The 21,604-nt window shown below is 32.8% G+C and carries 17 protein-coding genes and 1 tRNA gene; 11 read left to right on the forward strand and 7 right to left on the reverse strand.

The features are described 5' to 3' along the window. Positions 1 to 70: 70 nt before the first annotated feature. From V7R38_RS11735 to V7R38_RS11760, 6 genes are all read right to left on the reverse strand, one after another. Entirely contained in the window at positions 71 to 1,534 is a 1,464-nt protein-coding gene (locus V7R38_RS11735) for a glutamate synthase subunit beta (protein WP_334058671.1), read from the reverse strand. Between the two features lie 4 nt (positions 1,535 to 1,538). Beyond that, positions 1,539 to 6,050 carry a glutamate synthase large subunit gene (gene gltB, locus V7R38_RS11740; RefSeq protein WP_334058673.1) on the reverse strand — a complete coding sequence of 1,504 codons (4,512 nt, stop codon included), beginning with the start codon at positions 6,048 to 6,050 and terminating at the stop codon, positions 1,539 to 1,541. A gap of 210 nt (positions 6,051 to 6,260) precedes the next feature. Continuing rightward, the gene (locus V7R38_RS11745; RefSeq protein WP_334058675.1) at positions 6,261 to 7,502 is read right to left on the reverse strand and encodes an ammonium transporter; all 1,242 of its coding nucleotides are present in this window, start codon (positions 7,500 to 7,502) and stop codon (positions 6,261 to 6,263) included. A 20-nt stretch (positions 7,503 to 7,522) separates the two neighbouring features. After that, positions 7,523 to 7,861: a P-II family nitrogen regulator gene (locus V7R38_RS11750; protein ID WP_015480925.1), complete on the reverse strand. Its 339-nt coding sequence runs from the start codon at positions 7,859 to 7,861 to the stop codon at positions 7,523 to 7,525. A gap of 117 nt (positions 7,862 to 7,978) precedes the next feature. Next, positions 7,979 to 9,265, reverse strand: coding sequence for an ammonium transporter (locus V7R38_RS11755; RefSeq protein ID WP_334058678.1), 1,287 nt, complete (start codon positions 9,263 to 9,265; stop codon positions 7,979 to 7,981). A gap of 38 nt (positions 9,266 to 9,303) precedes the next feature. Then, positions 9,304 to 10,293, reverse strand: coding sequence for an outer membrane beta-barrel protein (locus V7R38_RS11760; RefSeq protein WP_015480923.1), 990 nt, complete (start codon positions 10,291 to 10,293; stop codon positions 9,304 to 9,306). Positions 10,294 to 10,566: 273 nt separating this feature from the next. Between V7R38_RS11760 and V7R38_RS11765 the strand changes: the two genes are divergently transcribed. After that, positions 10,567 to 11,349, forward strand: coding sequence for a tRNA pseudouridine(38-40) synthase TruA (locus V7R38_RS11765; protein WP_334058681.1), 783 nt, complete (start codon positions 10,567 to 10,569; stop codon positions 11,347 to 11,349). A 157-nt stretch (positions 11,350 to 11,506) separates the two neighbouring features. Here the strand turns inward: V7R38_RS11765 and V7R38_RS11770 are convergent, their stop codons facing one another. Continuing rightward, the gene (locus V7R38_RS11770) at positions 11,507 to 12,649 is read right to left on the reverse strand and encodes an acyl-CoA dehydrogenase (protein ID WP_334058683.1); all 1,143 of its coding nucleotides are present in this window, start codon (positions 12,647 to 12,649) and stop codon (positions 11,507 to 11,509) included. A 93-nt stretch (positions 12,650 to 12,742) separates the two neighbouring features. Here V7R38_RS11770 and V7R38_RS11775 point away from each other — a divergent pair, with 93 nt between their 5' ends. From V7R38_RS11775 to V7R38_RS11820, 10 genes are all read left to right on the forward strand, one after another. Beyond that, a complete protein-coding gene (locus tag V7R38_RS11775; RefSeq protein ID WP_334058685.1) occupies positions 12,743 to 13,801 on the forward strand; it encodes an anhydro-N-acetylmuramic acid kinase in 1,059 nt (352 codons plus the stop codon). Between the two features lie 197 nt (positions 13,802 to 13,998). After that, a complete protein-coding gene (locus V7R38_RS11780) occupies positions 13,999 to 15,225 on the forward strand; it encodes a Glu/Leu/Phe/Val dehydrogenase dimerization domain-containing protein (protein WP_334058687.1) in 1,227 nt (408 codons plus the stop codon). 13 nt (positions 15,226 to 15,238) lie between these two features. Next, positions 15,239 to 16,642: a sodium:proton antiporter NhaD gene (gene nhaD / locus V7R38_RS11785; protein WP_015480918.1), complete on the forward strand. Its 1,404-nt coding sequence runs from the start codon at positions 15,239 to 15,241 to the stop codon at positions 16,640 to 16,642. 137 nt (positions 16,643 to 16,779) lie between these two features. Next, positions 16,780 to 17,469: a MotA/TolQ/ExbB proton channel family protein gene (locus V7R38_RS11790; RefSeq protein ID WP_015480917.1), complete on the forward strand. Its 690-nt coding sequence runs from the start codon at positions 16,780 to 16,782 to the stop codon at positions 17,467 to 17,469. 12 nt (positions 17,470 to 17,481) lie between these two features. Beyond that, positions 17,482 to 17,874: an ExbD/TolR family protein gene (locus V7R38_RS11795; protein WP_334058691.1), complete on the forward strand. Its 393-nt coding sequence runs from the start codon at positions 17,482 to 17,484 to the stop codon at positions 17,872 to 17,874. 84 nt (positions 17,875 to 17,958) lie between these two features. Then, a complete protein-coding gene (locus V7R38_RS11800; RefSeq protein ID WP_334058693.1) occupies positions 17,959 to 18,786 on the forward strand; it encodes an energy transducer TonB in 828 nt (275 codons plus the stop codon). Between the two features lie 193 nt (positions 18,787 to 18,979). Next, positions 18,980 to 19,405 carry an adenylyltransferase/cytidyltransferase family protein gene (locus tag V7R38_RS11805; protein ID WP_015480914.1) on the forward strand — a complete coding sequence of 142 codons (426 nt, stop codon included), beginning with the start codon at positions 18,980 to 18,982 and terminating at the stop codon, positions 19,403 to 19,405. A gap of 18 nt (positions 19,406 to 19,423) precedes the next feature. Continuing rightward, on the forward strand, positions 19,424 to 19,855 hold the full coding sequence (locus V7R38_RS11810; RefSeq protein WP_334058696.1) for an adenylyltransferase/cytidyltransferase family protein: 432 nt from the start codon (positions 19,424 to 19,426) through the stop codon (positions 19,853 to 19,855). 19 nt (positions 19,856 to 19,874) lie between these two features. After that, on the forward strand, positions 19,875 to 21,083 hold the full coding sequence (locus V7R38_RS11815) for a bifunctional folylpolyglutamate synthase/dihydrofolate synthase (protein WP_334058698.1): 1,209 nt from the start codon (positions 19,875 to 19,877) through the stop codon (positions 21,081 to 21,083). A 59-nt stretch (positions 21,084 to 21,142) separates the two neighbouring features. Further along, a tRNA-Val gene (locus tag V7R38_RS11820) sits at positions 21,143 to 21,217 on the forward strand. The last annotated feature ends 387 nt before the right edge of the window (positions 21,218 to 21,604 follow it).

Below are 21,604 nucleotides of genomic sequence, written 5' to 3' on the forward strand. Positions count from 1 at the left end.
CAGGTTCATATAAATTAAAAGGTCCAATACTTTGTATTGGACCTTTTTTTATGAACGCTTTTATTTTCTATTACATTGCAACCAAATCTCCTGCTATGTCTTTAGATGGTAGTTCTGATTTACCCATTAAATATAAATCGACTTGTCTGGCGGCTTCTCTTCCTTCTGAAATAGCCCAAACAATTAAGGACTGACCTCTTCTCATATCACCAGCTGCAAAAATGTGCTTTACATTAGTTTGGTATTTGCCATATTCAGCAATATAGTTTGATCTATTATCTGTTTTAATTCCTAATTTATCTGCTAAGGTTTCTTCAGGGCCTGTAAAACCTAGGGCTAGTAGTGCTAAATCACAAGGCCATGTTTTTTCAGTACCCGGTATTTCATTCAATTGAGGTCTTTGGCCAGGAATGGTCTTCCATTCTACATTAACAGTCTTAAGAGCAATTAATTTACCATTTTCATCTTTTACAAATTCTTTGGTATTTATTAACCAGTTACGTTCTACACCCTCTTGATGGGATGAAGAAGTCTTTAGTTTTAAAGGCCAAAATGGCCAAGGTGTAGTTGGAGATCTATGGCCAGGAGGTTTAGGCATAATTTCAAAGTTTACCACTGATTTTGCTCTTTGTCTGTTTGATGTACCAATACAGTCAGATCCAGTGTCTCCACCTCCAATTACTATCACATCTTTGTCTGTGGCTAGAATTTGATCATTAACTTCTTTATCTAAAATAACTTTAGTTTGTTGAGTTAAGAATGTCATTGCTTGTACTACTCCTTCTGCATCTATACCTGGTGTTGGTAAACTTCTTGTTTTTGTAGCTCCTCCACATAATACAATTGCATCAAATTCATCTAAATTTTTAACATCATAATCTACACCTACATTGATGTTGGTTTTAAAAGTGATACCCTCAGCTTTTAAAATTGCTATTCTTCTATCGATAATATGTTTTTCCATTTTAAAATTTGGAATTCCATATCTCAAAAGACCTCCTATCTCATCATGTCTTTCGAAAACAGTTACTATATGTCCAGCTCTGTTTAATTGTTGAGCCGCTGCCAAACCAGCAGGTCCAGAACCTATAACAGCAATTGTTTTTCCAGTTCTAGTTTTTGGTATTTGAGGTTTAATCCATCCTTCTTTAAAGGCGCGTTCAACGATATTCTTTTCTATATTTTCTATGGAAACTGGATCTTCAATGATTCCTAGTACACAAGCTTGCTCACAAGGAGCAGGACATAATCTTCCTGTAAATTCTGGAAAGTTATTTGTAGAGTGTAAAATCCAAGAAGCTTTTTTCCATTCTCCTTGATGAACCATGTGGTTGAAATCTGGAATTAAATTTCCCAATGGACATCCACTATGGCAAAATGGTATTCCACAATCCATACATCTAGAACCCTGTTTTGTAATTTCTTTATCAGATAAAGGAACTGTAAACTCATTATAGTGTTTTACACGATCCATTACAGACTTATACGTCTCATCCTGTCTTTCAAATTCTTTAAATCCTGTTACTTTTCCCATGACATTATGCTATTGTTAATTCTTCTACCATTGGTTCTTCTGTTTTTAAACGTTCCAAGGCTCTTTTGTATTCAGTAGGCATTACTTTTACAAAATTGGATAGACTATTTTCCCAATCAGAAAGTAATTCTTCTGCTTTTTTACTATTCGTAAATAAAAGATGTTTTTCGATATTTGATTTTAATTCTGCAGCATTTTCCTCTGAAATATTTTCAAATTCAATGGTTTCAGTATTACATAATCCGTTTTTAAAATTATCTTCTGGATCGTACACGTAGGCAATACCACCACTCATTCCAGCTGCAAAATTTCTTCCTGTTTTACCTAATACAATAACTTGACCACCTGTCATATATTCACAACAATGGTCACCAACACCTTCTACAACTGCTGTTGCACCAGAATTACGAACTGCAAATCGTTCACCAGCAATTCCATTTATATAGGCTTGGCCATTCACTGCTCCAAAGAGACATACATTACCAACTATGATATTATTCTCTGCTAGAAAATCAGCAGATGCAGGTTTTTTAACAATTAATTTGGCACCAGATAAACCTTTACCCAAATAATCATTGGTATTACCCTCTAATGTAAATGTTAAACCATAAGCTCCAAATGCACCAAAACTTTGACCAGCTGATCCTGTGAAATTTATATTTAAAGTATCTTCAGGTAAACCTAGGTGACCATAAATTTTGGAAATTTCGTTACTTACTATAGCCCCAACAGTTCTGTTTGTATTTTTAATTGGATAATTAAGATTCATTTTTTCCTTTCTATACATTGCTCTATGTGAGTCTTTTAGTATAGTGAAGTCTAGAACATCGTCTATATTATGGTCTTGTTTTTCTGTGTTATTCACAGTCATTTTTCTGTAAGAATCAGGTCTGTGTAAAATGCTCGATAAATCTAAACCTTTGGCTTTGTAGTGTTTGATGGCTTTATTCGCATCTATTTTATGCGTTTGACCAACCATTTCAGCTAATGTTCTGAAACCTAATTGAGCCATGATTCCTCTTAACTCTTCGGCTATGTAGTAGAAGAAGTTAATTACATGTTCTGGAGTTCCCTTAAAGTTTTTTCTTAATTCTTTGTCTTGAGTAGCAATACCTACTGGACATGTATTTAAGTGACATTTACGCATCATAATACAACCAGAGGCTACTAATGGAGCTGTGGCAAAGCCAAACTCTTCAGCACCTAAAAGTGCTGCTATAGCAACATCTCTACCTGTTTTTAATTGCCCATCACACTCTACAACAATTCTACTTCGTAAGCTATTCATTACAAGAGTTTGCTGTGCTTCTGCCAAACCAAGTTCCCAAGGTAAACCTGCATGTTTCAAAGAGGTTAAAGGCGAGGCACCTGTACCACCATCATAACCAGAAATTAATACGACATCGGCTTTTGCTTTTGCAACACCAGCAGCAATTGTACCTACACCAACTTCAGATACTAACTTCACGTTAATTCTTGCTTCTCTGTTGGCATTTTTTAAATCGAAAATTAGTTGTGCTAAATCTTCAATTGAATAAATATCATGATGTGGAGGAGGAGAAATTAAACCTACAAAAGGGGTTGAATTCCTCGCATTTGCAATCCAAGGTAATACTTTATAACCTGGTAATTGACCACCTTCTCCTGGTTTGGCTCCTTGAGCCATTTTAATTTGAATTTCTTTTGCATTGGTTAGGTAGTGAGAGGTAACTCCAAATCTACCAGAAGCAACTTGTTTAATAGCAGAGTTTCTGCTATCTCCATTACTATCTTTTTGAAAACGTTTTCTATCTTCTCCACCTTCACCTGAATTGGATTTACCTCCAATTCTATTCATAGCAATGGCTAAATTTTCATGAGCTTCTCTAGAAATAGATCCGTAAGACATTGCTCCAGTTTTAAAACGTTTTACAATTTCTGTCCAAGGTTCTACTTCTTCTAAAGGAATAGGATCTAGATTATCAAACTCGAACAAACCTCTAATTGTCATTAGGTTTTCTGCTTGTTCATTGATTGCTTTCGCATAAACATCGTAACTTTTTTGATCGCTTAAACGAACTGCTTGCTGTAATTTAGAAACCGTAGTTGGGTTAAATAAGTGGCGTTCACCATTTCTTCTCCATCTATAATCACCACCAATATTTAAACCTAAATTTTTATCAATTTGATTGTCTGGATAGGCTTGTTTGTAACGCTGATCTATCTCTTTTTCTATTTCATACAGACCAATTCCTTCAATTCTAGAGGCTGTATAAGGAAAGTACTTTTCGACAAATTGAGAGTTAAAACCTACAATTTCGAAAATTTGAGACCCCCTATATGAGTGTAAAGTAGAGATTCCGATTTTGTTCATCACTTTTAATAAACCTTTACCAATTGCTGTATTGAAATTATCTACAGCTTTTTGTTCATCCATATCTGTAATGAAACCTTCTTTTACCTGCATCCTAATGATTTCATTCACCATGTATGGATTTATGGCACTTGCACCATAACCAAATAACGTTGCAAAATGATGTGGTTCACGTGGTTCTGCAGATTCAATGATAATATCAAAATAAGAACGTTTGCGTAAACGATTTAATTGATGATTTACAAACGAACATGCTAATAAAGCTGGAATTGGAGCTAATTTTTGATTAACACCTCTATCTGAAAGAATAATAATGTTTTTCTTAGCTTCTAATGCTTTTTCAACTTGAATAACAATGTCTTCCAGTGCATTTTCTAATCCGTTTAAACCTTCACTTTTCGGATATAAAATTTGTATAGTTTCAGCTTTAAAGCTTTCAATATTTATACTTCTAATTTTTTCTAAATCAGCATTTGAAATTACAGGATTCTGAATTCTTAGTTTTCTACATTGTCTTTCTGTAATGCTGAAAATATTTCTGTCTTTCCCTAAGTTTAAGCTAATATCAGTTACAATATTTTCTCTAATACCATCTAAAGGTGGGTTCGTTACTTGGGCAAAAAGTTGCTTGAAATAATTTGAAATTAATTGTGGCCTGTCTGATAGAACTGCTAAAGGAGTATCTATACCCATAGAACCTAAAGCTTCTTTACCAACTTGAGCCATTGGTGTAATTACCTCTTGAATATCTTCGAATGTATAATTAAATAAACGCTGACGTGTTTTGATATCGATAGTTTCTATAGGACAAGTTTCACTAGTATATGGAACATCCTTTAGGTGTAAACGAGTTTTATCTAACCATTCTTGATACGGTCTTTCAGTAACAATTTTACTTTTAATTTCTTTATCTTCAATAATTCTACCTTCATTCATATCTACCAAGAACATTTTTCCTGGTTCTAATCGTCCATGTTCTTTTACGTCTGAAGGATCAATATCTACGACACCAATTTCTGAAGACATAATAAGTTTACCACTTTTGGTAACTGTGTATCTAGAAGGTCTTAAACCATTTCTGTCTAATAAAGCTCCTATATAATCACCATCTGTAAATGGCACAGAAGCAGGGCCATCCCAAGGCTCCATAATACAACCATTGTACTCGTAAAACGCTTTACGTTCTGGAGACATTGTTGCATGTTTTTCCCAAGCTTCAGGAATCATCATCATCATAATTTCTGGTAATGATCTACCTGTATGTGTTAGTAGTTCAACAACCATATCCATAGATGCAGAATCTGATTTTCCTGGTAATATAATTGGGAATAATTTGTCTATTTGAGGGCCAAAGACATCACTTTTCATGATTTCTTCTCTTACTCTCATTCTACTTACATTTCCTCTTAAGGTATTGATTTCTCCATTTTGACACATGTGTCTAAATGGTTGGGCAAGTTCCCAAGTTGGCATGGTATTCGTAGAAAAACGTTGGTGTACTAATGCCAAACGTGTTACCAAATCTATTTCTTGAAGATCTTTATAATAAGGACCAATATCTTCTGGCATAATAATACCTTTATAGATAATGGTGGTAATGGATAAACTTGGAACGTAGAAATAATTACTTTCAGAAATTTTAGAATTACTTATGGTATGCTCTGTAATTTTTCTGGCAGCATATAATTTTGCTTTAAAAGTAGCTTCATCAATATCATCTGATTTAGAAACAAATAATTGCTCAATATTAGGTTCTGATGCTAAAGCAATTTCTCCTAACTGAGAGGAATCTACAGGAACAACTCTCCAACCAATAACGGTTAAGCCTTGTTCTGCAATTTCTTTTTCAAATACATTTTTACAGAAATTATACTGATTAGAAACTTTAGGTAAAAACACCATACCAACAGCATACTCTCTCTGCTTTGGAAGCGAAAAATCGCAAACTCTAGTGAAGTATTCATGAGGTATATCTATAAGTAAACCAGCACCATCACCTGTTCTTCCATCTGCACTAACACCACCTCTATGTTCTAGTTTTACTAGAATTTCTAAAGCATCATGTATAATTTGATTTGTTTTATCACCATTCAAATTACATATAAAACCAGCACCACAATTTTCATGTTCAAATTCTGGTAAATACAGTCCTTGTTTCTCCATATCAAATTAAATTATATTTACAAATCTATGTATTTTGTTGAATATAATTTAAGAATATGAAGTTTTAAATGTAATTTTTATGATGAAAATAAAATATCAATATTAAAAATATAATAATCATAATTTGACCCAATCAATTTTATCATATTCATAAAAAGAAGAAATACACCTTCAAAATTGGTTTTGAAGATGTATTTTATCAATAAACAATTAATGTTCGTTTAATCTGAAGTCTGGATATGCATCCATTCCATGCTCATGAACGTCTAAACCTTCTAGTTCTTCTTCTTCACTTACTCTAATGCCCATTGTAATTTTAAGTACATAAATAATTACGAATGATGTTACTAAACAAAATGCAGCATAAGAACCTACACCAATTAATTGGCTAATAAATTGATCCATACTAGCTAGGTTACCAAAAATACCAACTGCTAATGTTCCCCAAATTCCACAGAATAGGTGAACAGCAATTGCACCAACAGGATCATCTAACTTTATTTTATCTATTAAGCTAACTGCAAAAACAATGATAACTCCAGCAATTGCACCAATAGCAATAGCATCTGTAGGAGACATTTGATCTGCACCTGCTGTAATACCAACTAAACCACCTAAAATTCCGTTTAAAAACATGGTTAAATCTAAATTTTTATAAAGTATTGTAGAAACCATTGCAGCTACAACACCACCAGCAGCTGCTGCCAAACATGTGGTAACTAAGGTTAGTGAAGTTAATGTTGGGTCTGCAGATAATACAGAGCCTCCATTAAAACCAAACCATCCTAACCAAAGAATCAATACACCAGCTGTTGCTAAAGGTATGTTATGACCAGGTATAGCTTGAATTTTACCATTTTTAAATTTGCCAATTCTAGCTCCTAAAAGATAAACAGCAACTAAAGCTGCCCAACCACCTACAGAGTGTACTAACGTAGAACCTGCAAAATCATAAAAAGGAGTTGTTAATTGATCTAAAAATCCTCCACCCCATTTCCAAGAACCAGCTATTGGATAAACTAAACCTACATATAATAATGTAAAAATCATAAATGGTAATATTCTCATACGCTCTGCAACAGCTCCTGAAACTATTGTTGCTGCAGTTGCTGCGAACATTCCTTGAAAAAGGAAATCTGTCCAATAAGTATACCCTTCATTATACATTAAATCCAAAGTTCCGGCATCTGTAACTGGAGAAGTTAAACCAAAACCTGCGAATCCGAAAATACCTAAAGATGATTCTGAAAAACCAGGATACATTAAGTTAAAGCCAACAAAACAGTAGAGTAGTAGACCTACTGTAATGATAAATATATTTTTAAAAAGTATGTTGATTGTGTTTTTTTGTCTGGTTAATCCTATTTCTAAAAATGCAAAACCTAAGTGCATAAAGAATACTAGGGCTGTACAGATCATCATCCATACATTGTTGATTGTTAATAATTCCATAATTTAATTGTGTAATCTATTTAATTTAATGTTTCTCCTCCTTTTTCACCAGTTCTTATTCTATAAGCTTCGTTAATATCGCTTACAAATATTTTACCATCACCTACTTTACCTGTAGCTGCTGATTTTAAAATTGTATCAATTGTAATTTGTTCAAAATCATCATTAACAACTATTGCAATATGTCTTCTTTGAATATCGCTTGTACTATAACTTACACCTCTGTAAACATGCCCTTCTTTTTCGTTACCTAAACCAGTAACATCCCAATAAGAGAAAAAATTTACACCTACTTCGTGTAATGCTTCTTTTACATTTCTAAATTTTGATTTTCTAATGATTGCTTCAATTTTCTTCATTTTATATATAATTAATTACTATTCTTTTTTCTAAAAGTATAAAATTCTTTACAGTAGAAAATCACGCAACTTAGAAAGTTGCGTGATTTTTATATAAAACTGTAATTAAATTATCTGCTATTTGTCTTCTTCAAATTCTCTTACTCTCTTACCTGGGTAAGCAATAGAACCATGTTCAGAAATATCTAAACCTTCAATTTCTACTTCTTTACTTACTCTAAGTCCCATAGTAGCTTTTAAAATTCCGAAAACTACAAATGATAAAACGACAGCCCAAACTGCGTAAGCTAAAACTCCAATTGCTTGAGCTCCTAATTGAGAAGCACCTCCACCATTGAAAAGTCCGATTCCAGTATCACCATCTACACCCCAAAGACCTATTACTAAAGTTCCCCAAGCACCAGCAACACCATGTACAGAAGCTGCACCAATTGCGTCATCAATTTTTAATTTCTTTTCTATAAACTCAATTGAGAATACTACAATAATACCACCAATTAAACCTGCAAGTACACCACCTTCAGGAGTCATGTTTCCACAACCAGCAGTTATACTTACTAAACCAGCTAAAGCACCATTTAGCGTTTGTGCTAAATTAGGTTTACCATACCAAATCCAAGTGGTAATTAATGCACCTAAACCACCAGCTGCAGCAGCTAAGTTTGTTACTAAAACTACGTTTGAAGCTCCAGTTGCATCAGCACCACCCCAAGCTAATTGAGATCCACCATTAAAACCAAACCATCCAAACCATAAGATGAAAACACCTAAAGTTGCTAAAACTTGGTTATGACCTGGTATAGGTAATACTTTACCGTCAACAAATTTTCCAATTCTTGGTCCTACCATAAATGCAGCTACTAAAGCAGCCCAACCACCTACAGAGTGTACAATTGATGAACCTGCAAAGTCAATAAAACCTAATTCGGTTAACCAACCTTCACCTTGCCATTGCCAACCACCTGAAATAGGATAGATGATAGCAGTCATTACAATAGAAAATACAATATAAGTAGTGTATTTTGTTCTACCTGCAATTGCTCCTGATACAATAGTTGCAGCTGTTGCAGCAAACATTGTTTGGAAGAATAAATCTGCTCCTTCTCCTTGGAATAATCCACTCCAGAAGAACCATCCATTAGAAGTATCTCCATACATTAATGAATACCCAACTAACCAGAAAGTTAATGAACCTACACAAATGTCTAATAGGTTTTTCATTGCAATGTTTACAGCATTCTTAGAACGTGTCATACCAGATTCTACTAATGTAAAACCAGCCTGCATTAAGAAAACTAAGATACCAGCAATAAGCATCCATAGCATTCCCATATCTCCATTTACTTGTTCTAAAACTGCAGCAGCTTCAGAAGTGTCTTGGAATAATGTTAGTAATAAACTCATAATTTATAATTTAGTTAATTTTAATAGTTGTAATTGTATTAGAAAGAGTAAACAGCAGCCAAAGTTGCACCTGTCATACTAGTTTCAGTTGGAAATCCAGGAATGATTAAATCATCTGAAGAGTCATATCTTAATTCTGGAATAATAGTTAAAGCGCTTGTTAAAGCAATGTTACCACTTAATGTAAAAGCAGATACATTAGCATCTCCTGCTCCTGAAGTAGTTTTGAAAAATTCTGGTCTAAATCCTAAAGAAAAAGAATCAGAGAATGTGTTTTGTAAGTATAAAGCTACACCTTGGTAACCAGCATCAGCATCACTTGAATTTGCGTAAGCAGCATTGATACCTAAGAAGAAAGAATCAGATAAATCGAAACCACCTGTATAATCTAAATATAATACATCTGTAAAACCGAAACCATCTGAACCATAAGCTAAGTTAAAGTACTGACCTTTGTAACCTGTTTGAAAACCTAATTGGTAATCGTTACTTGGGTTTGCACCAGAAGTTAAACCATGAGGGTTAGTTAAAGCAAACATGAAAGATAAATCTTCTGAAGCTGCATAATCTAATTTAAATCCTGTATGAGAGAAAGGACCAGCATTAAATAAGTAAGAAACAGAGTAGTTGAAGTTTCCTGCAGGAGAAATTACTTCATAACCATACCAAGTATTGAACTGACCTAATGTTAAAGTAATTTTTTCTGATGGCTTATAGTAAGCATACAATTGGTTAATTGCTCCTTCGTAAGCATTTGCTGCATTTGCTCTTGGACCAAAAGCTAAATCTGCAACAACACCCGCTTTTCCTTTTTCATAAGCAAATATTGTATTGGCCATACCTAAACCAAATGCGTTAGGTACTGCAGAACCTCCATAAAGAATTCCAACAGATCCTGGAGAACCACTTTTTAAATTGCTTGTATGATATACATCTACGCTACCACTTAAAGAAAAAGTTCCTTTGTCATCTTGTGCATTTACTAACAAGCTACTTGCTAAAAATAAAGTGAAAATAATTTTTTTCATAATAATGTCCTTTTAGTTTTTATTGATTTTTTATTATTTGAACGGTGTAAATGTATTGATTAATAATAAAGTAACAAGGGGTGTAAATTTCAAAAACATAGTTTTTGAGTAGGGTACCCTCAAAAAAAAGGGGGTTATATTGAGATAAATATATTTTGGCTTATCTGGAGGATAGAAAATATTAGGTTCGTAAAAAAATGCAGTATAATTTTAGGATATTCATAAAAATGCCCTTTTTGTAAAAAAAAATGTAATTATTGTATTTTAGCACCTATGAAATATTCAAAAAGTTACTTAATTTCTTTAGGATTTCTCGGTTTTAGGTTTTCTGGTTGGCAAAAGCAAACAAATGCTAAAACTTTACATGATATTGTAGATAAAAGCCTCTCTTTTGTGTTAAAAGATGTTGATTACAAAACAATTGGGGCAGGAAGAACAGATGCAAAAGTATCTGCTAATGGGTATTTATTTCAGTTGTTTACCAATGAAGTTTTACAAACAGATGCATTTCTAAACAAGTTAAACTCTAATTTCCCTGCAGATTTTAAAGCATATACTGTTTCTGAAGTTGCCACAAGTTTTAATATCATTAATGCTCCAAAAATTAAAGAATACCATTATTACTTTTCATTTGGAGCTGTAAATCATCCTTTTGCAGCGCCTTTTATCGTGAATGAGGAAAGTGAATTGAATATAGAATTGATGAAAAAAGGAGCGAGTCTTTTTGAGGGTGAACACTATTTTCATAAGTATTGTACTAAGCCTTCTGCGAAAACAGAATTTAAAAGAACTATTGAAAGTTGTTCAATTGTAGAGAATACCATTCTTACTGCTAGTTTTTTTCCTGAAGAATCTTATATTCTAAAAGTAAGAGGAAAAGGTTTTTTAAGATATCAAATACGTTTGATGATGGCAACATTATTTGAATTAGGAAAAGGAAATTTGTCTTTACAATATATAGAAGACTCTTTAAAAGAAGATAATGATAGACAATTTTTTAGAACTATTGCACCTGGCTCTGGTTTACAACTCTATACCATTGATTTAGAACTGTAGATTTTATACAAGCCTGCACAAAGGATTGAAGCGTTTGTTTGAGCTCTTTTTGTTCTACAAAAAAGCGAGTGCAGAAAGCCTGACCTGAAAGGTTGTGCCACAAAAAAAATCCATCTTAATTAAAAGATGGATTTTCTATTACATATAAAGTAATGTATTATCCTTTAATTACACCTCTAGAAATTACTATTTTCTGAATTTCTGAAGTTCCTTCATAAATTTGAGTAATTTTTGCATCACGCATTAAACGTTCTACATGGTATTCTTTTACGAAACCATTACCTCCATGAATTTGAACAGCTTCTACAGTTTGTTCCATAGCTACTTTAGATGCGTATAATTTAGCCATAGCAGAAGCCATGTCGTAATTTTCTTTACGATCTTTTTGCCAAGCAGCTTTCATAACTAACATTCTTGCAGCTTCTATTTCTGTATACATGTCTGCTAATTTAAATGCAATGGCTTGGTGGTTACAGATTTCTGTACCAAATGCTTTACGTTCTTTAGAATATTTTAAAGCCAATTCATAAGCACCAGAAGCAATACCTAAAGCTTGAGCAGCAATACCAATTCTACCACCAGAAAGTGTTTTCATTGCGAATTTAAAACCAAATCCATCTTCGCCAATTCTGTTTTCTTTTGGCACTTTTACATCATTAAATTGTAATGTATGTGTGTCTGAACCACGAATACCTAATTTATCTTCTTTAGGTCCAATATCAAAACCTTCCATGCCTTTTTCTACGATAAAAGCATTAATTCCTCTATGTCCTTTTTCTCTATCTGTTTGTGCAATAACTAAATATACGTCAGATCTACCACCATTTGTAATCCAGTTTTTAGTACCGTTAATTACATAATGATCGCCTTTGTCTATAGCAGTAGTTGCTTGAGAAGTTGCATCTGAGCCTGCTTCTGGCTCAGACAAGCAAAAAGCACCAATTTGCTCTCCTGTAGCTAATTTGGTTAAGTATTTTTGTTTTTGCTCTTCTGTTCCATAAGCTTCTAAACCATAACATACTAATGAGTTGTTTACAGAAACCATTACTGAAGCAGAAGCATCAATTTTAGATAATTCCTCCATTACTAAAACGTAAGAAATAGTGTCCATTCCACTTCCTCCATATTTATGATCAACCATAATTCCCATAAAACCTAAATCGCCCATTTTGCGAACTAGCTCTTGTGGAAATTCTTGTTTGTTATCTCTCTCAATAACACCAGGTAACAATTCAGTTTGTGCAAAATCTCTTGCAGCATCACGAATCATTAAATGTTCTTCTGTTAAACTAAAATCCATTTGTATATCTGTTTTATTATATTGATAATTTTCGAGTGCAAAGATATCGATTTCGTAACATATTTTCAACAGACTTTTATTAATTTTACATATATGATGAATAATGATGTTTTTTCAATAGGAGTAATGTCTGGCACCTCTTTAGATGGTATAGATTTGGTGTATGTAAAATTTGATACCACTAATTATCAAAATTTTAAGATTTTACATGCAGATACGATTGCTTATTCTACAGAATGGAAACAGTTGTTGCAAAATGCAATTCACAATTCTAAAAAGGAAATAGCGCAGTTTGATGTGATGTATGGAAAGTTCTTAGGGCAAACCATACAAAACTTCATCAGCAATCATAAAATTGATCACGTAGATTTTATAGCCTCTCATGGACATACCATTTTACATGAACCAGATAAAGGAATCACTTTACAAATAGGTGATGGAAAAGAAATTGCCAAAATTATCAATACTAAAGTTGTTTATGATTTTAGAACCCAAGATGTAAAATTGGGTGGGCAAGGAGCGCCTTTAGTGCCTGTTGGAGATGATCTCCTTTTTTCTCAATATGATTTTTGTTTAAATCTTGGCGGATTTTCGAACATATCCTTTCAACAAAATCAACAAAGAATTGCTTTTGATATTTGCCCAGTGAACATTGTTCTGAATCATTATGTAAATAAATTGGGCTTGGCTTATGACGATCAAGGTGACATTGCTGCTAGTGGGAAATTAAACCACGCACTTCTAGAGCAATTAAATAGTTTAGAATTTTACAACAAACAACCTCCAAAATCTTTAGGCTTAGAATGGGTGCAAGAAAATATATACCCGTTAGTCGATAAAATGGAACAAGATGTGCCAGTTATTCTAAACACTTTTGTAGAACATATTGCGATACAAATAAGCAAAGTAATTTTTAATAGTGATTCAGTTTTAGTTACTGGAGGAGGTGCTTTTAATACTTATTTGATGCAAAGAATTCAGTTTTATGCTTCAAATCAAATAGATTTGGTAAGTGAAGAACTAATTAATTTTAAAGAAGCAGTGGTGTTTTCTTTTCTAGGTTTGTTAAAATTAAAGGATGAAGTGAATTGCTTACAATCAGTAACTGGGGCTAGCAAAAATCATTCTTCTGGAGTAGTAATTTTACCATAGAAATTTACAATTCTTTTATATTATTTATTTTAAGAATTACTTTTTTTACAGTAAGTTTGTCTTTGACATCGTAAGTACTATTAATTCTTAAAATAATTTATAATATGAATCAACTTTAACTTCGCTAAGCCACTTTTATTTCGTTAAAAATTGCATTAGAAAACACAGAAGTTGATATAAATCATAACAAATTAAACATGAAAGAATTATTAAAAAAATACGAGAATAAAGAACCAGAAATTATCTTTAATTGGAAAGATTCTGAAACTGAAGCAGAAGGTTGGACAGTAATAAACTCACTTAGAGGAGGTGCAGCTGGTGGAGGTACAAGAATGCGTAAAGGTTTAGATATGAATGAGGTACTTTCATTAGCTAAAACAATGGAAGTAAAATTCACAGTTTCTGGTCCTGCAATTGGTGGTGCTAAATCTGGTATTAATTTCGATCCTTTAGATATTAGAAAAAAAGGTGTTTTAGAACGCTGGTATAAAGCTGTAGCTCCTTTGTTAAAAAGTTATTATGGTACAGGAGGAGATTTAAATGTAGATGAAATTCATGAAGTAATACCTATTACTGAAGAAAGTGGAGTTTGGCATCCTCAAGAAGGTGTTTTTAATGGTCATTTTAAACCTACAGAAGCAGATAAAATCAATAGAATTGGTCAGTTAAGATTAGGTGTTATTAAGGTGATTGAAAGCGAAAGTTTATCACCAGACATTAGCAGAAAGTACACAGTTGCAGATATGATTACTGGTTTTGGTGTCGCAGAAGCTGTGCGTCATTACTATGATATTTATGGTGGTTCTGTAAAAGGCAAAAGAGCAGTAGTGCAAGGTTTTGGTAATGTTGGTTCTGCAGCAGCTTATTATTTGGCTGAAATGGGTGTCAAGGTTGTTGGAATCATAGATAGAGATGGAGGGGTAATCAATGAAGATGGTTTTTCTTTTGAAGAAATTAAAAACTATTTCCTAAACAAAGATGGTAACACACTTGTGGCAGATAACATGATTCCATTTCATGAAATTAACGAAAAGATTTGGAGCTTACCTTGTGAAATCTTTGCACCATGTGCAGCCTCAAGATTAATCAAGCAAGAGCAAATCAACCAAATGATAGAAACAGGTTTAGAGGTAGTTTCTTGTGGTGCTAATGTGCCATTTGCAGATAAAGAAATTTTCTTTGGCTCAATCATGGAGAATACAGACAAACAAGTAAGTTTAATTCCAGATTTTATTAGTAATTGTGGAATGGCTAGAGTGTTTGCCTATTTTATGGAAAGAAGAGTAGAAATGACAGATGAAGCTATTTTTAATGATACTTCAGAAACCATTAAAAGAGCTTTAGAAAAAACATTTGAAAAAAGCCCTTATAAAACAAAAATTAGTGAAACAGCGTTTGAAATTGCGCTAGAACAATTGATATAAATTAAATAAATATATGGAATCAATAATTATAATAGTATTTGTATTAGGTTACTTAGCCATTACATTAGAGCATAATATTAAATTAGATAAGCTAATACCAGCTTTAGTAATGATGGCTGTTTGTTGGGCAATTGTAGCACTTGGGGTAGACAGCTTCTCTAATTGGTTCGATTCTAGCAATCATGCTTTGGTAGATAATTTTGCCTCTTTAGTGCATGATGATAAAATGCATTTGGTAGAAGAAACCTTATTACATCATTTAGGTAAAACTGCAGAAATTTTGGTTTTCCTTTTAGGTGCAATGACTATTGTAGAGATTATTGATTATTTTGATGGCTTTTCTACCATTAAAAACTATGTAAACTTTAAAAGTAAAAAGAAGTTATTATGGATGTTTTCTGTGTTAGCTTTTATCTTATCAGCAATTATAGATAACCTTACAGCAACAATTGTGTTAATTTCAATTTTACAGAAAATTGTAAAAACAAGAGAAGATAGAATTTGGTTTGCAGGTTTAATTATTATTGCAGCCAATGCAGGTGGGGCTTTTTCTCCTATTGGAGATGTAACCACAACTATGCTTTGGATTGGTGATAAAGTAAGTACAGGAATGTTATTTATTTACCTTTTCTTACCATCATTATTATGTATGGTAGTGCCTTCATTTATCGCATCAATGTTACCTGCATTTAAGGGTGATATCGATTTTGATCCTAATGAGGTAGATAAACCAAAAAGTAAGTATAGTGGACGTATGTTACTAATTGGGTTAGGAGCAATCGTTTTTGTACCAGTATTTAAAACAGTTACTCACTTACCACCTTATGTAGGTATGATGTTGTCTTTAGGTATTGTTGCAACGTGCGCAGAAATATACAGTAGAAGAAAATTCTCATTATCTAGTGTAGAAGGTGAGCAAGCAGATGAGCATGATGAGCATGCAGCTCATAGTCCTGTACATTCGTCATTATCTAAAATAGAAATGCCAAGTATTTTATTTTTCTTAGGTATTTTAATGGCAGTTGCAGCTTTAGAATCGTTAGGAATTTTATTCAATTTTGCAGATAGTTTAAAAACCAGTGTTCCTTTAATGGGTACAGAATTAGAGGGTACTCAAGTATCAGATTTAGTAGTTATTTTATTAGGTGTAGGTTCTGCAGTGATTGACAATGTACCTTTAGTAGCAGCAAGTTTAGGTATGTTTTCTGAACCATTAGATAATCCTTTATGGCATTTTATTGCATTTTCTGCAGGTACAGGAGGTAGTATGTTAATTATTGGTTCTGCAGCAGGTGTGGTTGCAATGGGTATGGAAAAGATTGATTTCTTTTGGTACTTAAAGAAAATATCTTGGTTAGCTTTGGTAGGTTTCCTAGTAGGTTCTGTATCATTTATTATTTTAAGAATGTTTGTATAAACAACAGATAAGTATATAAAAATGTCATTTTGAATTTCAGAATGGCATTTTTTTTGTGTTTTTAATTTGTAAACCCTTTTTGAAACAATTTTACCATAGGATAGTCGTTAGTAATATAGAATTAAAATTTAAGAAGAATGATATCATTTTTTCAAGAGAATGCAGCAATAATAGAAGATTCAGTTTCAGAAGAAAAAACCTTGTCTATCTATAAACTTATTATGGATGGTGGTTTGGGAGGCCAAATAATAATAGCCATTTTATTTGTGCTTTTGGCAGTGGCTTTGTATATCTATTTTGAACGAATCTTTGCAATAAAAGCAGCTTCTAAAGTAGATAAAAACTTCATGAATCAAATTAAAGATTACGTTTCTAATGGCAAATTAGAATCTGCTAATGCTTTATGTAACAGTAAAAATACACCAACAGCAAGATTAATATCAAAAGGAATTTCTAGAATTGGTAAACCTTTAGAAGATATAAATACAGCCATAGAAACTACTGGTAAATTAGAAATTTACGAACTAGAAAAAAATGTTTCAGTCTTGGCAACAGTTGCTGGTGCAGCACCAATGATTGGTTTTCTAGGTACTGTAATTGGTATGATTGTAGCCATTCATGAAATTGCAAATGCAGGTGGACAAATAGACATAAAAATGTTGTCTGATGGTTTATATACAGCAATGACTACTACAGTTGCTGGTTTAATTGTAGGTATTATTGCATACATCACATATAATCATTTAGTAGTTAGAACCAATAAAGTGGTGTATCAAATGGAAGCGAAATCTGTTGAGTTTCTAGATCTTTTAAATGAACCTGTTTAAGATGAACTTTGTATGAATTTAAGAGGAAGAAATAAAGTAGACCCATCATTCAATATGTCATCAATGACAGATATTGTTTTTCTATTGTTGATATTTTTTATGCTAACATCAACTCTAGTAACTGTTAGTGCTATTGATGTATTATTGCCAAAAGCAGGTGGTAAAACAGAGAATAGTAAGTCAGTAGCAGTTTCCATTACCAATAATTCACAATTCTATATTAATAAAACTAAGGTTTCATCACTTAATTTAGAGAATGAAATATTGAAAAGTGTAGGTTCAGATAAAAAGAAAACCATTGTTATTAGAGGAGATAAAGACGTACCTTATAAAAATGTAATGCAAGTGATAGACATTGCTAACAAGAATAAATTAAAAATGATTCTAGCTGTAAAAGGAAAGTGATTTTTAGGTCAAGCTGAATTTAGTTTAGCTTATCATCTTTTTATGCTCATTTCTGAGAAAGTAAGAATCTATATGTAACGAATAATGCAAATATTAAATACCAATCATAAACGAAAATCTGCAATCATCACATCAATACTATTGGTGTTATTTGTTTTTGCAATTTTGAATTACGGAATGACGTATTTAGATCCGCCAGAAGAATATGGCTTAGCCATTAATTTTGGAGATGCTGAAGTTGGTAAAGGAGAACCAGTTCAAGAAACTAAAAAAGATCCAACACCTAAAGTAGTTGAAAAAGAAGAGGTAGTTGAAGAAGTAAAGGAAATACCTGAGGAAATTATTAAAGAAGATATCATTACAGACGATACTGCTAAAGATATATCTGTTGTAGAAAAAACAAAAGAAGTAAAAAAAGAGCCTGTAGAGAAAATTGAAAAGAAAGAGAAGGTTGTACCAAAACCCAAACCTAAACCATCAAAAGAAACTACAGATGCATTAAATAGTTTGTTGAATGGTGCTACCTCAGATGGCCAGCAAAAAGGAGAAGGAGATGATACTAAAGATGGTGTAAAAGGTACTAAGAATGGCGATAAAAACTCCAAGAATTATTATGGAAATACAAAAGAAGGTTCTGGGGGTGATTACGATTTAGAAGGAAGAACGGCCTTGAAAAAACCTAAAAAACAACCTGAATGTCAAGAAGAAGGTATTGTAGTTGTGGAAATTATAGTAGATAGAAACGGAAAAGTGATTAAGGCTACACCTGGGTTTAAGGGCTCTACGAATACAAATCCTTGTCTTTTAAAGCCTGCAAAAGAAGCAGCATTACAAACCACATGGAATGTAGATAAAAATGCACCTGCAACTCAAGCAGGTACAATTATTTACAAGTTTTCGTTAACTAAATAAACCTAATTTTATATCTTTAGCCTACAAATGGTTATCAGTTGTTTTTTTACAATGAACAATAGATATCGTTTATTTGTCGAAATTTAGGTGGAGAAAAGCTTTAAATTTAGATTTTTGTGAACTATTAATTTGTAATTGAATCGTTTATAATCTGTTTAGAAAGGATTTAATTATACTCAAAACTTAAAAAAAAATGAAGAAAAAAGCAATTATCGTTTCTGGTTATTTTAATCCAATTCACAAAGGTCATTTAGAATATTTTAACAATGCAAAGGCATTGGCAGATGAGTTGTTTGTTATCGTAAATAGCGATTTACAAAGAGGTTTAAAAGGTTCTAAAGAATTTCAAAAAGAAGATGAACGTTTGTTCATCGTACAGAATATTAAGGCTGTAGATAAAGCGATTATTTCTATTGATAAAGACAGAACTGTATGTGAATCAATTCGTTCTTTACAAGAAAAGTATGGAGATGACTATCAATTAGGTTTTGCAAATGGTGGAGATCAAGACAATAATTCTATTCCAGAAGCTCCAATTTGTAATGAATTAGGTATTCAACTTATTGATGGTTTAGGAGATAAAATACAATCTTCTTCTTGGTTGTTAGGAAAAAAATAAATTTAGAAAAAATCAATTATGAAAATAGGAATTACTTTTAGTGCCTTCGATTTATTACATGCAGGGCATATCACGATGCTAGAAGATGCAAAACGTCAGTGTGATTATTTAATTTGTGGGTTACAAACAGATCCAACTTTAGATCGTCCTGAAAAAAACATGCCAGTACAATCTGTAGTAGAACGCTACATTCAATTAAAGGGATGTAAATTTGTTGATGAGGTTGTACCTTATGCTACAGAGCAAGATTTAGAAGATGTATTGCGTGCGTTTAAAATTGATGTAAGAATCATTGGTGAAGAGTATGCCAGTAAGCAATTTACAGGTAGAAAATACTGCGAAGAAAAAGGAATAGATTTGTACTTTAATAAAAGAGAACACCGTTTTTCAAGCAGTGGATTAAGAAAAGAAGTGCAAGAGAAAGAAAACTTAAAATCAAAAGGAAAATAATTTCATACTTTTTCTTTTTATGACCTACCAACAAACCTTGGATTGGATGTTTGCGCAACTTCCAATGTATCAAAAGGAAGGGAAAACTGCTTTCAAAAAAGACTTAACTAATATTGTTGCTTTTTCGAAGGAATTAAAACATCCAGAGAAAAAGTTTAAAAGCATTCATGTTGGTGGAACTAATGGAAAAGGCTCTACATCTCACCTGTTGGCATCTATCTTGCAAGAGGCAGGGTATAAAGTAGGATTGTATACATCACCCCATTTAAAAAGTTTTACAGAACGCATCCGAGTTGATGGTGATGAGATTCCGAAAGAAAATGTAACCTCATTTATTGCAAAACATCAAACGTTTTTAAAAACACAACAGCTTTCCTTTTTTGAAATGACAGTTGGTTTGGCTTTCGATTATTTTGCGAATGAGAAGGTAGATGTTGCCATTATCGAAGTCGGTTTAGGTGGTCGATTGGATTCTACCAATATCATCACTCCAGAAATAGCAGTTATTACCAATATTGGTTTAGATCATGTCCAAATTTTAGGAGATACCTTGCTAAAAATTGCATTAGAAAAAGCTGGAATTATTAAACCAGGGATTCCAGTGGTTGTAGGTGAAAGGCAACCTGAGGTTGAACATGTGTTTCTAGAAAAAGCAAAAGCGTTAGACGCTGAAATTCACTTTGCTTCAGATACAAATTATGAATATGCAACAGATTTATTAGGGGAGTATCAAAAAGCCAATGTGAAAACGGCTGTTACAGCCATTCATAATTTAGACACTTTTAAAGTTTCCGAAAAAGCCATCCAAAAAGGATTGTTACATGTCGTTCAAAATACCAATTTACAAGGAAGGTGGCAGATTTTAAGAGAAGTACCAAAAGTCATTTGTGATACCGCGCATAATAAAGAGGGTTTGCTAACTGTAATGCAACAACTTCGAAAAGAAACCTACCATAAATTACACATAGTACTTGGTGTTGTATCTGATAAAGCCTTGGAGGAAATTTTACCCTTATTTCCAAAAAATGCAACCTATTATTTTTGTAAACCTAATATTCCAAGAGGATTATCAGCAGAAGCATTAATGCAAAAGGCGTCAAAATACAATCTTAAAGGTAATTTTTTTGAAAGTGTTCAAATAGCGTATCAAGAAGCATTAACAATTGCTAATCAACAAGATGTCATTTATGTAGGTGGTAGTACATTTGTAGTTGCGGAAATAATTTAAAATAAATTTGAATTTATGTTTGGTAGATTTAAAATCTGTATTATATTTGCAACCGCTTAGGGCAATTAGCTCAGTTGGTTCAGAGCACCTCGTTTACACCGAGGGGGTCGGGGGTTCGAATCCCTCATTGCCCACTTCAAATATAATCCTGTCGAGAAATCGACAGGATTTTTTATTTTGATATAAAAGTGTATGTCCGCATTGCGGTTTTGATGAAATAAAAAAAGAGGCTGTGATCGCGTTTTACAGGATTGTATTTGCAGGAGCGGTTGCTAGGGATATCTAATCCCTTTATATTTATAAACCTACCTGTCATCTCGACCTCGTGGAGAGATCCCAAGATTATACTTGAGATTTAGAAAGAGATTTCTCGGTTCCGCCAAAAAGCTACGCTTGCTACTTTCGATTAAAATACATTTTAATCTCAGTAATACTCGAAATGACAAGAATTTTTATATTTTTCGTTTTAGAGTTAGAATTGTTCCAACCTGTCATCTCGACCCTGTGGAGAGATCTAAATG

Source organism: Polaribacter sp. P097 (assembly GCF_036864555.1).
GTDB lineage: Bacteria > Bacteroidota > Bacteroidia > Flavobacteriales > Flavobacteriaceae > Polaribacter.